Source organism: Streptomyces sp. NPDC005963, assembly GCF_040638655.1.
Lineage (GTDB): Bacteria > Actinomycetota > Actinomycetes > Streptomycetales > Streptomycetaceae > Streptomyces.
The window spans coordinates 342,149-361,122 of the sequence record NZ_JBEXVD010000006.1 but is presented as its reverse complement, the minus strand read 5'-3'; the positions used below and the strand labels follow the sequence as shown (position 1 = coordinate 361,122).

General features: G+C 68.3%; 15 protein-coding genes. 9 read left to right on the top strand and 6 right to left on the bottom strand.

Annotation, left to right across the window (positions count from 1 at the left end; genetic code table 11):
* The first annotated feature begins 326 nt into the window (after positions 1-326).
* On the top strand, positions 327-509 hold the full coding sequence (locus ABZ348_RS12860) for a hypothetical protein (protein WP_358932214.1): 183 nt from the start codon (positions 327-329) through the stop codon (positions 507-509).
* Between the two features lie 120 nt (positions 510-629).
* On the opposite strand, the gene ABZ348_RS12855 is transcribed toward ABZ348_RS12860, so the two are convergent.
* Positions 630-2,039 (bottom strand): hypothetical protein, encoded by a 1,410-nt coding sequence (locus tag ABZ348_RS12855; RefSeq protein WP_358932212.1) that lies wholly within the window; start codon positions 2,037-2,039, stop codon positions 630-632.
* 273 nt (positions 2,040-2,312) lie between these two features.
* Between ABZ348_RS12855 and ABZ348_RS12850 the strand changes: the two genes are divergently transcribed.
* Positions 2,313-2,534 (top strand): DUF6480 family protein, encoded by a 222-nt coding sequence (locus tag ABZ348_RS12850; protein WP_358932210.1) that lies wholly within the window; start codon positions 2,313-2,315, stop codon positions 2,532-2,534.
* Positions 2,535-2,693: 159 nt separating this feature from the next.
* On the opposite strand, the gene ABZ348_RS12845 is transcribed toward ABZ348_RS12850, so the two are convergent.
* Together ABZ348_RS12845 and ABZ348_RS12840 are read right to left on the bottom strand one after the other, a co-directional pair.
* A complete protein-coding gene (locus ABZ348_RS12845; protein WP_358932208.1) occupies positions 2,694-6,074 on the bottom strand; it encodes a PQQ-binding-like beta-propeller repeat protein in 3,381 nt (1,126 codons plus the stop codon).
* Between the two features lie 260 nt (positions 6,075-6,334).
* Positions 6,335-6,631, bottom strand: a complete 297-nt coding sequence (locus tag ABZ348_RS12840; protein ID WP_358932206.1) for a hypothetical protein — start codon at positions 6,629-6,631, stop codon at positions 6,335-6,337.
* A 525-nt stretch (positions 6,632-7,156) separates the two neighbouring features.
* Between ABZ348_RS12840 and ABZ348_RS12835 the strand changes: the two genes are divergently transcribed.
* The 4 genes from ABZ348_RS12835 to ABZ348_RS12820 all read left to right on the top strand — a co-directional run bounded on the left by ABZ348_RS12835 (position 7,157) and on the right by ABZ348_RS12820 (position 10,533).
* Positions 7,157-7,660: a hypothetical protein gene (locus tag ABZ348_RS12835; protein WP_358932204.1), complete on the top strand. Its 504-nt coding sequence runs from the start codon at positions 7,157-7,159 to the stop codon at positions 7,658-7,660.
* 43 nt (positions 7,661-7,703) lie between these two features.
* Complete coding sequence (locus tag ABZ348_RS12830) at positions 7,704-8,561, top strand: DUF4097 family beta strand repeat-containing protein (protein WP_358932202.1); 858 nt, start codon at positions 7,704-7,706, stop codon at positions 8,559-8,561.
* A gap of 179 nt (positions 8,562-8,740) precedes the next feature.
* Complete coding sequence (locus ABZ348_RS12825) at positions 8,741-9,688, top strand: ABC transporter ATP-binding protein (protein WP_358932200.1); 948 nt, start codon at positions 8,741-8,743, stop codon at positions 9,686-9,688.
* A complete protein-coding gene (locus ABZ348_RS12820) occupies positions 9,685-10,533 on the top strand; it encodes an ABC transporter permease (RefSeq protein WP_358932198.1) in 849 nt (282 codons plus the stop codon). Before ABZ348_RS12825 ends, ABZ348_RS12820 begins: the two co-directional genes overlap by 4 nt.
* A 151-nt stretch (positions 10,534-10,684) precedes the next feature.
* Here ABZ348_RS12820 and ABZ348_RS12815 read toward each other — a convergent pair whose 3' ends face one another.
* Together ABZ348_RS12815 and ABZ348_RS12810 are read right to left on the bottom strand one after the other, a co-directional pair.
* Positions 10,685-11,869: an acyl-CoA dehydrogenase family protein gene (locus ABZ348_RS12815; RefSeq protein ID WP_358932196.1), complete on the bottom strand. Its 1,185-nt coding sequence runs from the start codon at positions 11,867-11,869 to the stop codon at positions 10,685-10,687.
* A 347-nt stretch (positions 11,870-12,216) separates the two neighbouring features.
* Positions 12,217-14,460 carry an MMPL family transporter gene (locus tag ABZ348_RS12810; protein ID WP_358932194.1) on the bottom strand — a complete coding sequence of 748 codons (2,244 nt, stop codon included), beginning with the start codon at positions 14,458-14,460 and terminating at the stop codon, positions 12,217-12,219.
* A gap of 251 nt (positions 14,461-14,711) precedes the next feature.
* On the opposite strand from ABZ348_RS12810, the gene ABZ348_RS12805 reads away from it, so the two are divergent.
* A complete protein-coding gene (locus tag ABZ348_RS12805) occupies positions 14,712-15,458 on the top strand; it encodes a TetR/AcrR family transcriptional regulator (protein ID WP_358932192.1) in 747 nt (248 codons plus the stop codon).
* 68 nt (positions 15,459-15,526) lie between these two features.
* On the opposite strand, the gene ABZ348_RS12800 is transcribed toward ABZ348_RS12805, so the two are convergent.
* A complete protein-coding gene (locus tag ABZ348_RS12800) occupies positions 15,527-16,666 on the bottom strand; it encodes a helix-turn-helix domain-containing protein (RefSeq protein ID WP_358932190.1) in 1,140 nt (379 codons plus the stop codon).
* An 86-nt stretch (positions 16,667-16,752) separates the two neighbouring features.
* Here ABZ348_RS12800 and ABZ348_RS12795 point away from each other — a divergent pair, with 86 nt between their 5' ends.
* Positions 16,753-17,808 (top strand): ferredoxin reductase, encoded by a 1,056-nt coding sequence (locus ABZ348_RS12795; protein WP_358932188.1) that lies wholly within the window; start codon positions 16,753-16,755, stop codon positions 17,806-17,808.
* Between the two features lie 7 nt (positions 17,809-17,815).
* Complete coding sequence (locus tag ABZ348_RS12790) at positions 17,816-18,934, top strand: acyl-CoA desaturase (protein WP_358932186.1); 1,119 nt, start codon at positions 17,816-17,818, stop codon at positions 18,932-18,934.
* The last annotated feature ends 40 nt before the right edge of the window (positions 18,935-18,974 follow it).

The following is an 18,974-nucleotide window of genomic DNA, read 5'->3' as shown; positions in this document are numbered from 1 at the left end:
TACCTCACCCCCCCCCCCCCCCTCCCCCTTACCCCCGCGCCCGCCCCCCCCCTCGCCACTCCCACTCCCACTCCCACTCCCACTCCCACTCCCACTCCCACTCCCACTCCCACTCCCACTCCCCCAGGAGGATCTGTTGTCCACTATCGCGATCGGTGACTGGATTCCGGACGGCTGGGAGATTCCCGTCATGCTCCTTGCGTTCGCCTTCGTGTTGATCGTGGCCCTCGTCTCCCGCAAGAGGAGGAAATGAGCTCAAGAACAGGGGCGTTGCACGGATCTCGCTTCCCCCTGATGCAACGGTGTCCGAGCGAACGGAGGACGACATGGACAGGGCATCCCTGCTACGCGTACTGGGGTTGGCACAACTCATCGGCGCACTCGCCATGGCGGCCATCGTCGGCCTGGTGCTGATCTCGGGCGAGGAGTGGACATACCTCATGGCGACGCCCGTTCCCTTTCTACTGACCGGCCTGCTCACGCTCCGGGCATCCCGAAGGAACGACTGAATCGGACGGGTGCGAGATCAGGCAGGTGCGAGATCGGGCGGGTGCGAAGCGCCTCGACCAGGGATCCGATGCGAACACCGGTCCGGAGCCGTTGTGGTCCAAGGCCCCGCACCGCCCGCATCACCAGCGTGGCTGCGCTCGATCCGCCGCGGCCAGGACACCCAGGACCGCCAGCACCACCACGACGAGCAAGAGCACCAGGGCCACGGCCCCGGGCGTGGGGTAGTTCCAGAGGAAGAGGGTGAGGACCCCGGCGCCCAGGACAACACCCGTGGTCAAGGGGCGGTGCGTCCGCAGCCACCGTCCGGCGACACCGGTCTTCACCCCCGTCCGGGCGAGCCCGTGCCCGGCGGCTTCGGTGCCTCGGGCCGCGGCCGAGCGCACCGCCACGGCACCTCTACCGCGGCCGTAGAGATACCCCGCGATCACCGTGAGCAAGGCGGCGAGGAGGACCGTGACGGCGGTCTGCCGGAGGAAGCGCACGAGTGTGTCGTAGACGGCGGCTGCGGCGTCCGACGACCCGGCCACGGGCGTCACCGCATCCAGATAGATCTGACGCATGACCCCGAGGCCGATGAGCAGCGCACACATCGAGCCACCGATGCCGATGCCCACTGCCATCAAAGCGACGCGGCGTGAAGGCGCGGCCCATATGCCCAGTCCGGCGATGACGACGAGGGCCACGGGCAACCACGGTCCGACGACGCCGAGCCAGCGCGCGGCATCACGGGCCTCACTCAGGTCGTCGTGCTGCACCAGCACGATCGACTTGTCAGCCCCGGGAATGTCATCCGCCCCGACGAGGGTCACACCGATCAGTTGCTTCTGCACCTCCTCGATCACAGAACCGACGTTCAGTGTGATGGCGTCGCCCTGGATCCTGATGCTTCCCTCTCCGTTGAGCGCATTGACCGCTGCATCGTGCGCACCACGGTTGATGTTGTCCCACGCCTTGGCGAAGGCGTCGCTCTTCACCACCTTCTCGACCACGAAGTGCACTCCGGTTGTCAGCCCGGTCTTGAGCTGTGCGTCCAGTGATCGGGCAGCGTCCACCAGGAAGCCGGGGGCGCCACGGTCGGCCAGGGCGTCGGAGAGCGTCTGCGTGATCTTGTGCACATCGATCTTGTCGACCACACCGTCGGTAACGCGATTGACGACCAGATCCTGGACTGCGGGATCCCTGGCGAGCGGTGCGACGGTCTGCTCGTACCGATCGGCATCGGTGATCTCGGAGTTCACCCAGGTGGCGACGACGGTGACGGGTGCGAGCAGCACGGCCAGCACGAGGAGCAGGGAAGCTCCACAGATGCGCAGGCGACGGTGTCGCACCGCGGACGTGCGTCGTAGACGCTCGTACTCCGCTCGTTCGGCCTCGTCCAATGGGCCGCTCGGTTCGTGTCGGCCGTGTTCCTTCGGGCCGCCGGGTGTGTCCACGGCGAACTCCCTCCGCGCGCAGTCCTCCAGCGCGCCACGGTGGTTTACGCCCTGCGCAGCCGAGGCCCCAGAACCGGCCAGCCTCTGCTCCTCCATGGTCGGCCATAGTCAACGAGCACGCAGCTTGCCCAGGCCGCAGCAGGTGACGGGCCCGCGAGTGACCACTGGTGTGCGCGCTGTCGCGGAGCGCAACACCTCGCCACCGCGCCGTCGGGCTCCTGGCGGCCCGGGGCCATGGGGTACACGGCGGACGCACCGTTCGGCGCCGGTGCCGTCGACTGTTCTCCCGTCCACCCGGCCGCCGAGCCATTTGCCGGAATACCGGCACGTCACCCGCGCATCCGGTTCGTCGCGGGGTACCCCTTCGGCATGAGTTTCGACGACACCGATCCCGAACCCGATCCGAGGGCCCCCGGCGGCGGAGTGCCGCCTGGGGAAACCCCGCCCGCCGAGTCGAGCACGGGCTCGGGCACCGGCCCCCGCCAGGAGACGAGCCGCGGCTGGGCCACGGGGCCCCTCCTGATCATCCTGATCGTCGCGGCCGTGTTCGCTGCGTTCTTCCTGGTCTACGCCATCACTCTGATGCTCTGAGGTGGTGCGCGGACATGGACGCTGCCACGAGGCCCGCGGGTCCCCACCGGTGATGGACGATGCGCCTGTGCCGTCTCCGCGCCGCCGGACAGCGGCGCGGAGACGGCGGACTCCAGGGGCGGCGACCCGGCGGGCGGTGAGCCCGCCGGATGCCGTACTTCAGTACCGGCGGGCGGCCAGCGAGTGGACCGTTCCGTCTTCGGTGAGTGCGAAGACGCGGTCGCCGCTGATGGAGAGCGCCGATGCGACACCCGCGCCGAGGTCGTGGGAGGCAACCTGTTTGCCGGTGGTGCGGTTCAGGACGAGCAGCCGCCCGTCCCAGGTGCCGATGTAGAGGTGGGTTTGGGTGGCCAGGGGATGCATGGTGGGCGAGCCGTCGCCGACCGTGCAGCCCATCGCCTTGCGCCACTTGTCGTCGAGCGGGCTCTCGCCTGGCAGATGGCCCGCCTTGGTCTGCCACACCGGCTTCTTCGGGTCGGCCGCTGTGGTGTCGTACGCCCGGACCACGCCGTCGCGACCTGCGACGTAGGCGGTGGTGCCCCAGATCGCCGGGCTGGTGAGCGGGGCGCGCCCCGGCTCGCAGACGCTGCCGCCACCGACCTGAGACTCCCAGGTCACCGCTCCGGTCTTCGGGTCATGGCCGCGCGTGCCCCAGGTGGTGTGGGTGACGAGTTGCGCCGGTCCCGAGGCCGGGTCGGTGAGGGCGGGCGAGGAGTGGCTGTCGATGTCGCCCGCCGTGTCCTTCACCCAGAGCTGCTTGCAGGTGGAGAGGTCCATGGCGAGGACGGTGTTGCTGGAAGAGGAGTGGAGATATGCAGTGTTGGAGCCGGGCTCGCGGATGGCGGTGCTGTGGGTCTGTCCCCACGAGGCGGCGGCGGCGAATCCGCCGGGCAGGAGTTCTCCCGTACGGGCGTCCCGGCAGCGGACGGTGTTCCAGTCCTGGTAGACGGCGACCGGGCGCTTGTCGGTGCCGGAGAGGTCGAAGACGCTGACGGGTCCGCCCGCGCGGCCGTAGCGGCGCACGGTGTCGCCGGTCTTCGTCTCGCGGTCGATGGACTCCCAGGCGACCTTGCCGGTCTTGACGTCGAGCGCGTACACCCGGCCGACGCCGGTCGTCAGATAGACCTTGCCACCACTGAGGGTGGGTGCGGACTCGGCGTCGCCGTCGAGGTAGGTGCGCCACAGCTCGCGCCCGCTCCTGACGTCGTAGGCGAGCATCATGCTGTACGGGGAGTCGAAGGCCCGGGAGGCGACGATGAGCCTGCCGTCGTCGACGACCGACCCATTGAGGTTGAACTGCTCACCGGTGTGCCGGGCCCACTCCAGATCCAGCTTCGCACCGGGGTCGTCCGCGCTGGCTGAGCGTCCGGTCTCGTCGCCGCCTTGGCGCAGCCAGTCCTGTCCGGTACGGGTCTTGTCCAGGTCCTTGTCGGGTACGACGCGGAAATCGGCCTTGCGGCGGGGGAATTCCTTGCCCTGGGTGTCGTACACGCGCACCTCGGAGCTGTACGTGCCGGGGCGCAGACCCTTCAGTTCGCCGCTGGCTCGGGTCCAAGCGCCGCGGACCTCGGGGCAGGGCTCTGCCGTGCCGCCGGGTGCGGTGTAGCAGTTCTCCCGGCCGGTCCCGGCCGCGTTCCGGCCGAAGCGGACCGTCTGGGTCTGCACGGCCTTGTCCCGCCAGTCCTTGACGGTGACGGTCGCCTTCCCGGGCGTGCGTCCATCGTCCTCGGCGTAGATCTCGACGGGGACCTTCGCCCTGGCGCCGTGGACGCTGCCCTTCGCGGGGCTGACGAGAGCGGAGTCGTCGTCGATCTCGAACTGTCGGTGGATGCCGGAGACGTGCCCGGTGTCCTCGTTCTTCCGGGTCTTCGGGTCGTCGGTGATGCCGCTGAAGTCGAGGACCTTGTAGTCGGGGCGGGCGCCGTCGATTCCGTAACTGCCCTGGTTGTTGACCTCGACGGAACGCTGGAAGGCGCCCCGGCGGAACTCGGACTGCTGGTTGTGGCCGGCGGCCATCATCCGCACGTCGTACTTGGCGAGTTCGTCGATCGTGGGCTGCATCCCGGCGCCGGGACCCCACTGGGTGAACAGGGAGCGGTGGGCGAAGACGAAGACCTGCTTGCCGGCGGCGTTGCGCGCGAGGTCGCGCTTGAGCCATTCGAGTTGGGGCTTGAGACCGCTGGCGTCGTAGTTGTTCTCCAGGACGACGATGTGTCGGCCGTTGCGGTCGAAGCTGTACCACTCGGGGCCGAGGTTGCGCCGGTAGTACTCCATGCTGCCGGCGTAGCCCTGGGAGACGGCGGTGCCGCCGAAGTCGTGGTTGCCGATGACGGGGTAGAAGGGGTGGCCGAGCCGGCCGTCCTTCAGGCCCTTGCTGAAGAGGTCGTATCCGGTCTGGCGGCGGGGTTCGGCCGCGTAGTCGGTGACGGTGAGGTCGCCGGTGGCGATCTGCATGGTGGCGCCGTCGACCTCGGCCATGGCCCGCACCTGGCCGGTCCACTGCGGCAGGATGCGGCGGGCCTCGTCGTCGTTGCGGTTGCCGACCTCCGTGTCGGAGTTCATGACCCACTTCTCGGTGGGATTCTTGGCGTTGCGGTCGGGGACGAGCGCGAAGTCGACACCGCTCGCACCGCTCTCGGGGACCTTCTTGAAGAACTCGGGGATGTAGTCCTTGCGCAGGAAAGGCGTGTATCCGTCCGGGGAGACGATATGGACGAGGTCGGTCTCACGCCGCTTCGGGTCGATGGCGAGGGAGTACGTACCGTCGGAGCGACTGGTCGCCCAGACTTCGCCGTCGGTCACATCGACACCGGGGAGCGGTCGTTCGCCCCTGTCGCGCTTGCCGTTGGCGTTGGTGTCCTTGAAGACCGTGCCCTTGACGGTGACGGTGGCCGGGGCGGGGGCAGAGGTGTCGTCTACGGCGTAGGCGGCTTGGGGGGCCAGGGAGGCGAGGGCGACGGCTCCGACGGTCGTGAGCCTGAAGCGGCGGCCGGCACGTCCGCCGTCGCGGGCTCCGCGGATCAGAACGGGGAACCGCCAGGCGAAGAACACCAGCACGAGGCCGGCCGCGACGACGAGGGCGACGGTCAACCACGGGAACGAAGGCAGGGGGTGCGCACCCCGGGCGTCGACGACCGGGACGGCCGTGTTCGCCTCGGCTACGGTCCCGTCGAACTCGGCGACGACCTGGACGAGTCTGCCGTCGGTGAGCAGCGCGGAGAGGTCGAGGGAGTCGACCCGGCAGCTCCAGGTCAGCTCGACGATGACCCCACCGGTGACACCGCCCTTGTCGCCGGGGGCGCCCGAGCCGGTGGCGGGGCAGCCCGCGGAGAGCCGTCCGGCGGCCCAGGCACCGGCCTCGTCGGCCGCCACGACATCGTCGTGGACGATGAGTCGGCCGCTGGAGGCCCGTTCACCGGTGGTGACGACGAGTTCGGCGTGTTCGCGCGACACATGGGCCGCTGCGGGCTGGGCACCGATGCCCAGCATGAGGAACAGCAGGCCGAGACAGAGCCCAGCAGCCGCATTTATCCGTTTCATACGACCGGACGTTAGCCACGCAAAACTCGCTTTCGGCCAAGATCAAATCGAACTTCACCGGCCGGACGGAGAGTGTTCAATCGGGATACCGGAACGTCACCTCACCGTCGCCCGCCGCCCGGCACCCACCTGCCCGCATCGAACCCCGCGGCCGACAACTCCCGTACGGGAACACAACGGCATCAGCCGGAGGAGGTCCGCGCGACGCACCGTGAACGCCGCACGGATGACCACGTGTGATGAGTACGGTGCGGCGGCGGTCAATCGCCCAGCAGTTGGCTTCCGCCCTGCCAGGGCAGCTCGTCCTCGTAGTCACATGCGGCAACTGCCTGCGCCTCTGCTGCCCAGAGAGCAGCGAGGACGCATCTCGTCGAATCCACCATCCTTGCTTCGCCCTCCGGCCGCGACGGCTCCAGCTCGATCTGCACGGGCCACCACACGAAGTCCCGGCACGAGTCCACGCGCCCCCGGGCGGCCGGGCCTCGGCGAACCTCGATGTCGATGCCTTCCACCGTCATCCACCGGCGGGTGAAGGACCCGCCGAACGCACTGCTCAAAAGGCCCTCCGTGCGTTCCGCACTCAGCCCCCGCACAAAGACCTTGCAGTAGGAGTATCGACCCATGGTGTTCACAGGGCCCGAGTGAACGGAGGACTGCCGCCCGGGCCTGCACCGTGGACGGTTGCCACACCGTGGACGGTCGACACATCGCTCCGCTTCCCCACTCGGACCTCCAACTCCTTCCTCGGGCTGCGCAGTCCGGCGCCGGCTGACCGCATCTTTCCCACCGGGAGCGGCGTCCATCGCCCGGCACCTCGCGACCCACGGCCGAGCGATGCGCCCAACGCGTCCGGGCCCCGCGCCACCAACGCTCCCATACAGCGGCACTTTCGCCTGCCGATGTGACGAGATAGCGCCACACAACCGCATCGATGACCACCACAGCGCAAGAGTGACGTCACCCTAATTGACCCTAAATATAGGGATATTGAGACCCCATCAAAGGCGTTTCGAGCGAGAGGTGGCAGAGGCAGTGCCATCAAGACGATTGTCGTAGCGCCACACGCGTGCCACTATGACGTCATGGATCTGACGCCCTATGTCGAGGGCCTTCGCCGTGACTTCCTGGCCGCAGCGAAAGCACGTGGCGAAGAAACCCGCGCGGTCGGGGAAGAACTCATCGCGGCATTCGACTCGTCAGTCCGGCTCACGCTGCTCCAAGCACTGTCGGACGCGGCGGAAGAGATCACCGGTGACCTCGTACCGGGATCGGTGGAAGTGCGCCTGCGCGGCGTCGACCTCAGATTCGTGGTGATTCCGCCGCCCACCGAACCATTGCTCGAAGACGACGAAACCGGTTACGGCGACCCGAGCCCACCGACGGAATCCGGGGGCGAGCCCGCCCGGATCACCTTCCGTCCGTCCGAGGGCCTCAAGGCCCAGGTCGAAGAGGCGGCCAGCCTGGAGCGGCTCTCGGTGAACGCCTGGCTGGTGCGGACCGTCACAGCAGCGCTCCGGGTGGGCAGCCGTCGCCCCGAGCGGCGGGGCCCTCCGGTGAACAAGCGCTACACCGGCTGGGCGCGATAGCAGCCGTCAAGAGGCAAACGGGCGCGCGACGGAAGGACCGACAGTGGCCAGTTTCGATACCCCCGAACCGATCACCGCGGTGTTCGAGATAGGCATCGGGGACATCAGGCTCAGAGCAAGTGACCGCGCGGACACGGTCGTGGAGGTACGCCCCACGGACCGTTCCAAGGTGTCCGACGTCACGGCCGCCGAAAAGATACGAGTCACCTTCTCGCGAGGGAAGTTGCAGGTCAAGACGGATTGGCGACTGCTGCGGAGGTCCAGCGCGCTGCAACAGGAGGGCGGTTCGGTGCAGGTGACGGTCGAACTCCCCGAAGGATCCCGTGTACGGGGAGGATCCGCCTGGGCCGGGCTGCACTCCGAAGGCCGCCTCGGCGAGTGTCAGTTCGAGACCGTGGCGAGTGACATCGCGCTCGACCACACGGGGCCACTGCGCATCACTGCGGTTTCCGGCGACATCGCGGTGGCCCGGATCACGGGCCACGGCGAGATCACCAAGAAGTCGGGGGCGGTCCGCATCGACGAGATCGAGGGCACCGCGGTGATCAAGAACGACCATGGCTCCAACTCCGTGGGAGAGGTCACCGGAACGCTCAAGGTGAGCGGTGCCAACGGCAACATCGACATCGCCCGCGCCCATGGCGACGTCGAGGTCAAGACGGCCTCCGGCAGGGTCAGGATCGGCGAGGCCAGACGCGGACGGGTGCTGTTGACCGCCTCCTCGGGGGACATCGAGGTCGGTATCCGCCCAGGCAGTGCCATGAAGTACGACCTGGGCACGGTCTTCGGCACCGTGCACAACGCCTTGGACGCGGCCGAAGGACCCGGCGACTCGGTGGACATCGTCGAAGTCGAGGTCCGCACCTTCGACGGAGACGTGATGATCCGTCGGTCCGAGTGACCACGGACCGGTCGAGCGGCACCGGGTCCGGACGGCCGTGAGCACGACAGCCCGGGACGGTTTCGCCGCCCGTCCCCGCCCCGGTCCGTCGCTTCCCCCGGGGCCCCCGTGAGCGAACCCCGCCGGTTCTTCGACGACGGCCCTGTGACCGCAGTCCATTGACGAGAGGTGGAACAACCATGCACGGAAGCGAGGAGGTCGTGCTCGATGTCGAGGGCCTGCGGATGCGCTACGGCTCCACGGACGTCTTGCATGACGTGACCTTCGGGGTGCGACAGGGCGAAGTGATGTGCTTGCTCGGTCCGAACGGCGCCGGGAAGACCACCACGATCGAGGTCCTGGAAGGCTTCAGGATGCGGTCGGCGGGCCGCGTCCGGGTACTGGGCATCGATCCCGCGCACGGCGACGAGCGGTGGCGGGCACGCGTCGGAGTCGTACTCCAGTCCTGGCGCGACCACGGCCGCTGGTACGTACGCGAGTTGCTCGCCCATCTCGGCAGCTACTACACCGCCTACTCCACGGACACGATCCAGCGGCCCTGGGACACCGACGATCTCATGGCATCCGTCGGCCTCACCGAGCACGCGCACAAGAAGGTCAGGATGCTCTCGGGCGGCCAGCGCCGCAGGCTCGACGTGGCGGTCGGCATCGCGGGCCGCCCCGAACTCCTCTTCCTCGACGAGCCCACCGCGGGCCTCGACCCGGTGGCCCGCCACGAGTTCCACGAGCTCGTCGGCCGGCTCGCCCGCGAGCACGAAACGACGATCCTGCTCACCACGCACGATCTGGCGGAAGCCGAGAAGCTCGCGGACCGCATCCTGATCCTCGACGGCGGTCGGATCATCGGCGACGGGACGGCGGAGGAACTCGCCCGGCGCATCGCCGGCGAGGACACGGTCCGCTGGACCCGGCAGGGGCAGCAGTACGAGCGGTCCACCGTCGACTCCACCGGGTTCGCCTTCGGTCTGTTCGAGGAGTACGGCGAGGAGATAGCCGATCTGGAGGTCCGCAGGGCCTCGCTGGAGGACACGTACCTCGCCATGGTCAGGAAGGCCGAAACGCGCGGCGAAGAGACGACGGAACCGGCGGGCCGGACGACGGCCGTGGACGGAGGAGCGCCCCGATGAACCCGACCACAACGGCCCTACGAGCGGGCTGGACCCGCGGTGTGATCGAGATCCGGCAGTCCGTCACCAACGCCGGGGACATCTTCAACCACTTCTTCTGGCCCGTACTGATGCTGGTCGTTATGTTCTTCATGCGCGACGTCGACTTCGACGGCAGCGGATTCATGCTGGGCACACTCGTGCTCCCCAGCATCCTGGGCATGAACGCGTCGATGGCGATCATGACCATGAGCCAGCATCTCACCGCTGACCGGGAGGACGGCACCCTGCTCCGGGCTAAGGCCACGCCGAACGGGATGCTGGGCTATCTCACGGGCAAGATCATCTCGGTCTCCGGCTGTCTCCTCATCGACCTCGCGATCCTTCTGATCCCCGGTCTGATCCTCATCGACGGCCTGTCCGTCGGCGACAGCGGCGCATGGCTGACCCTTGCGTGGGTGCTCGCGCTCGGACTGTTGGCGACCCTGCCGATCGGCGCGGTGCTCGGCTCGGTCTTCACCAGCGCCCGCAGTCAGGGCATCCTCATGCTGCCGGTCCTCGCCCTGATCGGCATCTCCGGCATCTTCTACCCGATCGCCTCACTCCCCGACTGGGTCCAGGGCCTCGCCCAGGTGTTCCCCATCTACTGGCTCGGCCTCGGGATGCGCTCCGCACTACTGCCCGACGCAGCCGTCAGCGTTGAGATCGGCGACTCGTGGCGGCAGCTGGAGACCGTGGCGGTACTCGGCGGCTGGGCCGTGATCGGTCTGCTCCTCGCCCCTGTCCTGCTGCGCCGCATGGCACGCCGCGAGTCCGGGTCCAGCGTCGCCGCCCGCAAGGAGAAGGCACTCCAGCGCCTGGGCTGACACCGTTCGGTGCGGGAGACATCAGGCCCGCACCGCCCGGTAGCGCTCACCCCTACAGCCCGATCCCGGCCTGGAACGCCCCTCCCGCAGGCCGGGCACTCCTCGTGCTGTGACCGGAGACGTTCACCGGCCCACGACGCCCGGCACGGAACTAGAGGAACGGCGTCCCAGCGTCGAGGCCCGACAGCACCCTGCCGTACACCTCCAGATTGGTGGCGGGATTGAGGAAGGAGTGCAGGTTCAGGGCGTTCAGGTCTCGTACGATCCGCTGGATCGGCACCTCTCGCTGGAGGGACGAGGCACCAGAAGCGGACCCGATCAGATCGCCCGCCTCCTTGCACAACCGAGTCAGATATCCGGACTGCCCCCTGATCCGGGCGCGCTCCTTGGTCGTGTACGGCTCTCCGCTGGCCGCCTTGGATTCGATCAGCCCCACCAAGTCGGCGGTGAGCAGCTCCGCGGAGGACACCTTCATCTCGGCCTCGGCGAACTGGAGATGCGTCACCGGGGCTTCGTACTGGCGCTCGTAGAAGGTGTATGTGATGCCCCGCTGGTGGATCCGCTCCCCGAACTCCGTCACGGCGGCCCGTGCCAGACCGATCGCGCTCGCTGCCGTCCAGGCGCAGAACAACACCATCAACGGCATCCGGTAGAAGGGGTCGTCGCTGTTGCGTTGCGACGGAAACGCGCCCGACAGCAACGGCCCCACCGGCAGCACGCGATGGGCGGGCACAAAGATGTCCTGGGCGACGACGGTGTTGCTGCCGCTCCCGGTCAGACCGGAGACGTCCCAGTCGTCCAGCACCTTGAGATCGGTCATGGGGACCGCCAGCCACAGCATCTCCGGCGGGCCGTCCCCGGTGTCGGCCAGCGCGGTCAGCAGATGCCAACCGGCGTCCTGACAGCCTGTGGCGAAGGGAGATCTCCCACTCACCGCATAGCCGCCGTCCACCGGAACGGCTTTCGAACTCGGGATGAGGGTGCCGCCGATCCGGGCATGGGGGCCGGCGAAGATCTCGTCCTGGGCCTCGTCGGGGAACAGGGCCGCGATGAACCCACCACTCGTCTGAATCAACGCCGTGTACCCGGCCGACCCACATGCGGCGGAAACCTCGACCAACGCATCGACCTGGGTCCGTAACGGGGTCTGGTATCCCCCGTGGTGGCGAGGAACGTTCATGTGAAAGATCCCGGCGTCCGTGAGGGCCTCGACGACCTCGCCCGTCACCCGCCGCTGCTGTTCCGAACGCGCCGCGTGCGAGCGGATAAGCGACCGGAGCTCGCGTACGCGTTCGACGATGTCGGTATCCGAACGGGGTGCTGACGAACTGTCCAAGGGGGTGACCTCCGGTCTCGGAACACGCGAGCACCCTCACCGTGACGCTGATCGATGTGACTGTCAATGCCCCCTCTGTGCACGGCAGTTGATCAATCATATGGAAACGTTACGCCGTGACGGCAGACGCACCGTCAGGCCGAGGGTCCGCTGTCGATGACCAGATCGGCGCCCACCACCGGCGGCTTCGGCCGCGAAGCGGCGCACCACGGCCCGCACCGCAGGCAGTGCGGGACCGGCTGGGACAGCTCGAAGTGACCACGAGGTCCCCTTGCCGGGCGCACCCCATGCGGCCGTGCCCGCCTCCGGTCGGGTGGCGGGCACGGCGTGGATTGTTGTTCGTCCGGTCAGACCTTGGTCGAGTTCTTCTCGTACGGGGACTCCGTCACGGGCTCCGGCGTGGTCACGGGGCGCGGCGCGGGGCCGCCCTCGCTGAGGCCGTACCGGTCGTGGAGCTTGCGCAGGAAGCGGGGCGCGTACCAGGCCGAGTTCCCGAGGAGGCGCATCGCGGCGGGGACCAGAACACCGCGTACGGCGACGGCGTCGATGAGGATGGCCAACCCGGCGCCCAGTCCGAACAGTTGGAGGAAGCTGAGTTCGGCCGTGCCGAAGGCGAAGAAGGAGACGGCGAGCAGCACGGCCGCAGCGCTGACGATCCGTCCCGTGTGCCCGAGGCCGTTGGCGACGGCGGACTCGTTGTCCTCGCCCAGGTCGTGGAGTTCCTTGATCCGGCTGGTGACGAACACCTCGTAGTCCATCGAGAGGCCGAAGGCCACGCAGAACATCAACACGGTCATGGACACATCCATCGGCTGTGCCGTGAAACCGAGCAGGGAGGAGAGGTTCCCGTCCTGGAAGATCCAGGTCATGACGCCGAGGGTGGCCCCCAGGCTGATCAGGTTGAGCAGCAGCGCCCGCAGCGGCTGCACGACGCTGCCGGTGAAGAGGAAGAGCAGCACGAAGGTGGTGAGCGCGACCAGGGTCACCGCGAGGGGGAGCTGACCGCCGATGGAGTCCTTGGAATCGACCAGTACGGCGTCGACTCCACCCACCAGGGGGCGTGATCCGTCGGGCGGAGTGACTGCCCTGACCTTCTCGACGAGGCGCTGGGCCTCGGCCGACTTCGACGCCAGGTCGCTCACCACGTTGATCCGCTGTGCGTCGGGGCGACCGAGTGCGGCATGGGCGGGGCCGGTCGTGGTGAGCCGTCCCTCGGCGAAGGTGCCGGCGCTGGTCTCGACGCGGGCGACGCCCTTGAGCCCGGACAGTGCGACCGCGTAGGACTCCAAGGGGGCCTTGCTCACCGGCCTGTCGATGACGACGTGGAGGGCTGCTTCGTCATTGCCCCTGAAGTTCTCCTCCAGTGCCGATGCGACCTGGCGACTCTGGGCGTCCTCGGGAAGCACGCGTTCGTCCGGCGTGCCGAAGGTGATGCCCAGCAGCGGGCTCGCCGCGAGGACGAGCACGGCGAGGACGGGCAGCGCGGTGAGGGCGGGTCGCCGCATGACGGTGCGCGCCAACCGCCCCCAGACACGGCCCCGGCTGTCGGAGCGCCCCGGGTTCACCCACGGCAGGCGACCGCTGTTGACCCGGTGTCCCAGCACGACGAAGAGCGCCGGCATCACGAACAGGGTGCTCACGGCCGCGATGACGACGACACCGATCCCGGCGTATCCGAACGAGCGGAGGAAGTACTGCGGGAACACCAGGAGTGCGCCGAGCGCGGCGGCCACGGTCGCGGCGGAGAAGGCGACGGTACGGCCCGCGGTGCCCACCGTCCTCCGTACGGCGTCCTCCACGGTCTCCCCGGCCGCCAGTTGCTCGCGGAATCGGCTGACCATCAGCAGGGCGTAGTCGATACCGAGACCGAGGCCCAGTGCGGTGGTCAGGTTGATCGAGAAGACGGAGACCTCGGTGACGCTGCCGAGCAGAAAGAGCTCGGCGAACGTGCCCATGACGGCGACGAGTCCGATCACCAACGGCAGCAGGGCCGCGACCACGCTGCCGAAGACGATCAGGAGGAGTACGAGGGTCAGGGGCACGGCGATGGCCTCGGCGAGGATCAGGTCGTCACCCACCTGGGTTCCCATCTCGTCGCCCACCGCGGCGCCGCCGCCGGCCTGAACGGTCAGGGCGTCCTCGTACTCTCCCGAGTAGGCGTCGATGATGGCCTTGGCGTTCTTGCCCTGCTCCGTTTCGTCACCCTTCACATGGGCGAGCACCAGGGCTTCGCGGCCGTCCTCGGAGCGGAGGTCGGGGTTGTCCGCGTCCCAGTACGAGATCACGTTCTCCAGCTGCCGCTCCTTCTTGAGGTCGGCCACCAGGGCCCGGCCGTGCCGCTCGGCGTCCGGGGTGTCGACACGGCCTTCGGGAGCACGGACCAGCAGGACGAGGTTCGTCTCCCCGCCGAACTTCTCGCCGATGACCTTCCCCGCCCGGGTGGACTGCGAGGTCGGGTCGTCATAGCCGCCTTCCAGCAGTTTGCCGAACGCGCCGGCACCCGCGACACCCATGAGGGCCACAGCCATGACGGCGATGACAAGTATCAGCCGGGGCCGGCGAATCACCAGTTCGGCTATGCGTTCAAACACGCGTGATCTCCCTTTTGCGCACTGATGGTGAGAGCCCGGCGTACGGGATCGGGCTGGTCGAAGCAGGGGCGGAGGCGGGCGTGGGTGGCTGCGCGGAAGACCTTCACCGCGTCGGAGCAGACCCGCTGCCGCATTTCTTCGTCGCCGCTTTCGAAGTTAGCGGGGCACTAGAAAATTTGGCAGTGTTAGATTTTCCTCACACTCCATGGTTTCTGCTGACCTACCAGCAGGTGCCGTCGTAGGGTCGTCCCATGCCTGCGGAAGAACGTGTGACGGCCCGACTCTCCCTGCGCGAGCGGCGTCGGGCAGCAGCCACTCAAGAGATCCTGGATGCCGCCGAGCGCCACATCGTCGAGAACGGTCCTGCGGCCCTGTCCCTCCGCGCGATCGCCCGGGACCTCGGGATGACCGTCCAGGCGCTGTACCACTACTTTCCGAGCTGGGCCGATCTCGTCACCGCGCTCATCACCAAGGCGTACGACGACATGGCCGACGCCGTACAGGCCGCCCTCGACGCGGCGGCGGCGGATGCGACCACATCGCGCGTACTGATCGCGAGCGAGGAGTACCGCCGATGGGCCATCACCCATCCCGAGCGGTTCCAACTCCTCTACGGAACACCGCTGCGGAAGTACGCGGCACCCGCCAATGGGCCGACCACCCAGGCGATGATCCGGATGAGCTCGATCTTCCAGCGGGAAATGTTCGACGGGTTCACCACGGCTCAGCTGGCAGCGGCCGACGCCCCGGCGATCTCACCCTCGATGCGGGCGCATCTGGAACAGCTGCCGCCGCACGGCCTGGGTGCCCTGCCGCCTCCCGCCATCGCTCTTCTCCTGAGCGCGTGGGGACATCTGCACGGCCTCGTCGTCCTGGAGGTGTTCGGGCACACCGGCTTCCTCGGCGGGCACCAGGCCGAGATCTTCCGCATGGGGGTGCAGAACCTGGTGGAGGATGTCCACAGCCGGATCCCCGACCCCGGCCCTGATGCGATGTAACCGGAGGCGATGGAGGAGCCCTTGCGGCGGGCGCTCCCCGGAAGGCGTGGCCCGGTGTCGTTCTCGCGTCAGCTGGCCCGAAGACCGACCGCCAGCGTCAGTTCAAGGACCCGGTGCGGCGATGCCAGATCCGGAAACAGCTCCCGCAGCTGCGACATCCGGTACCGGACCGTCTGGGGATGGACGAACAACGCCGCCGCCACCTCGTCCCGTCTGCCCTGGTGCAGCAGCCATGCCCGCAACGTCTCCTCCAGCCGCCGTGCCGTTGCGACGGGCAAGGTCCGCAACGGTGCGAGCGCCCGGGCACGCAGATCTGCGAACGCGTCCACGTCGGCGCTGAGCACCAGCTCGGGCAGGTGGTCCTCGGTGTCGCGAACATCGGAGGAGAGGGAGCGCGCGCGTACGGCTCGTGTGTACGAGGCGGACGCCCGGGTCCATGGCCGGGGCGGGCCGACCACGGCGGTGCGGTCGGTCAGCTGTCTCAGGAGATGTGATCGGTCGGCGTCGGGGACGAACAGCACACCGGTGGCGTCCGGCAGATCGTCGAGGACGAGGGTGCTCGGGTCGAGCGCGCGGTAGGCGGGCCGGGCCTGGGCAGCGGGCAACAGGACCGCGGTCAGCGAAACGGGAGGCTGCCACCCTGCCCGCTGAGCAGAGGCCAGCAGCACGTCCGGGCTCGCTCCGGCGAGGAGGTCGCGGGCCAGGTGTTCCAGGTGGCGCTCGTGGACCCGGCCGCGGGCGGCCAGTTCGTCGGCGTGGCCCGCGGCGCTCGCGGCGGAGAGCTCGTCGATGTAGGCGAAGGTCAGCTCGGCGAACTTGGCGACCTCGGCGGCGGGCAGACCTGCGGGCACGGCACCCGCCGCCAGGCATCGCCAGGCCACGCGGGCGCCGACGCGGTAGGCGCTGAGCAGGGCGTCCATCGAACGGCCGCCGCGCACCTCGCCGCGGCCCAGCTCGTAGGCTGCATCACCGGCGTCACCGCGCGTGGCGTTCCCGCTCGCAAGGTCCAGGTAGTGCCCCAGGGCGGTGCGGACGGCTCGGCGGATGGTGCCGCCCATGCGACCCGAAAGGGCGTTGGCGTAGGGAGGGACCTCGTCGATGATCGCCTGGACGACCTCGTCGGCGGTGCTCTTCAGCTCGGCCCGAAGTGCGGTGACCGTCGTCTCATCCAGGGCCAGTTCGGTGGCCCTCCGGATTACATGCCCCATTTTTTGTTCCCTGCGAACAATTCAGCCGATCAGATTCACGTCCTACGGGTAGGACTTTACGCCCTGAGGCACATCAAGCTGGAGCCATGACGAGTGCAGCCCTCCGCAGTAGGGCGTGGAAACTGCTGGAGATGGTCACGACGCCGCTGCTGCCGTCGGATTACCTCGACCTGGTCAGTCCGCTGCGTGCGGGCGCTGACCTGCGTGGGCGCATCGAAGCCGTGCATCCCGAGACGGATGACGCCGCGACCATCGTGATCAGGCCAGGACGGGGCTGGCGCGGCCACACGGCCGGTCAGTACGTAAGGATCGGGATCGACGTCGATGGGGTGCGCCTGTGGCGTGCCTACTCCATCACCTCCCCGACGAACCGCCAGGACGGTCGCGTCACGATCACCGTGAAGTCGATCCCGGACGGCAAGGTCAGCAACCACCTGGTCCGCAGGGCAAGACCGGGCACGCTGATCCAGCTCGACCAGGCGACCGGTGACTTCGTGCTGCCGAAGGCCAAGCCCGCCAAGGTGCTCTATCTGACGGCCGGCAGCGGCATCACGCCTGTGATGGGCATGCTGCGCGACAGCGAGTTCGACGACGTCGTCATGGTCCACTGCGCGCCGCAGCCGCAGGACGTGATCTTCCGCAACGATCTGCACGACCTCGTCGCGGCCAAGAAGCTGCGTCTCACCGAGGTCCACACCGACACGGACGGCATGCTCGACATCACCCGTCTCGACGAGCTGGTGCCTGACTGGGCCGAGCGTGAGACCTGGGCCTGCGGGCCCGCGGGCCTGCTCGAAGCCGCCGAAGAGCACTGGACCGAGCACGGTGTACAAGAGCGACTGCACATCGAACGCTTCCGCCCCAGCATCACCGTTGTCGGCGACGGGGGCGAGGTCACGTTCAGCACCACCGGCAAGACCGTCGACGCGGACGGCGCCACGCCGTTGCTGGACGTCGGCGAAGAGGCCGGCGTGCTCATGCCTTCCGGGTGCCGCATGGGCATCTGCTTCGGCTGCATCACACCGCTCAAGGCAGGCGCCGTCCGTGACCTGCGCACCGGCGAGATCACCGAGGCCGAGCCGGGCGTCCTCATCCAGACCTGCGTGTCCGCCGCGGCGGGCCCCTGCGACATCGAACGGTAGGAGCACCTTGACCGCCATCGACCCCACCGCCCACCTGACCGCGGAGCAGATCGAGGAGCTCGGCCGCGAGCTGGACGCCATCCGCGACGAGGTGATCGCCAGCCGCGGAGAGAAGGACGCCGCCTACATCCGCAAGGTCATATCGGTGCAGCGCAAGCTGGAACTGGTCAGCCGGGGCGTACTGCTGTTCTCGATCTTCCCGCCCGCGTGGCTGATCGGCACCGCCGGCCTGTCCGTGGCGAAGATCATGGACAATATGGAGATCGGCCACAACATCCTGCACGGCCAGTGGGACTGGATGCGGGACCCGAAGATCCACTCCTCCACCTGGGAGTGGGATCACGTCTCGCCGTCCGAGCAGTGGAAGCACTCACACAACGAGTTGCACCACACCTACACCAACGTGATCGGCAAGGACAACGACCTCGGTTACGGCATCATGCGCGTCGACGAGGACCAGAAGTGGCACCCGTTCCACCTCGGCCAGCCGCTGTGGAACTTCATCAACGCCTGCTTCTTCGAGTACGGCATCGCAGCGTACGACCTGGAGCTCGGCAGGAACCTGCACAAGCGCCGCCGCAAGAACCCGGAGTTCCGCGCGCGGGCCAAGGCCGTGGGCCGCAAGATCCGCAAGCAGGTGCTCAAGGACTACGTGATCCACCCGCTGCTGTCGGGCCCGTCGTTCCTCACCACGCTCGCCGCCACGTTCACCGCGAACCTGGTCCGCAACATCTGGTCCCACTCGGTGATCATGTGCGGGCACTTCCCCGAGGGCGTGCAGGTCTTCGAGCGCCGGTCGATCAAGGGCGAGACGCGCGGCCAGTGGTACCTGCGCCAGATGATGGGCTCGGCGAACATCAGCGGCAGCAAGGCCATGCACTTCATGACCGGCAACCTGTCGCACCAGATCGAGCACCACCTGTTCCCTGACCTGCCGAGCAACCGGTACGCCGAGGTCGCGGTGAAGGTGCGCGCGCTGTTTGAAAAGTACGAGCTGGAGTACGTCACCGGGCCGCTGCCCAAGCAGGTGTTCTCCGCATGGCACAAGGTCTTCCGGCTCTCGCTGCCGAACAAGAAGCCCAAGATCAAGACGCCGGACCGCAAGCAGCAGCCCGTCGCGGCCTGATCCCGGTACTGGTCCAGATCTTTCGGCCATGGTCCCCGCG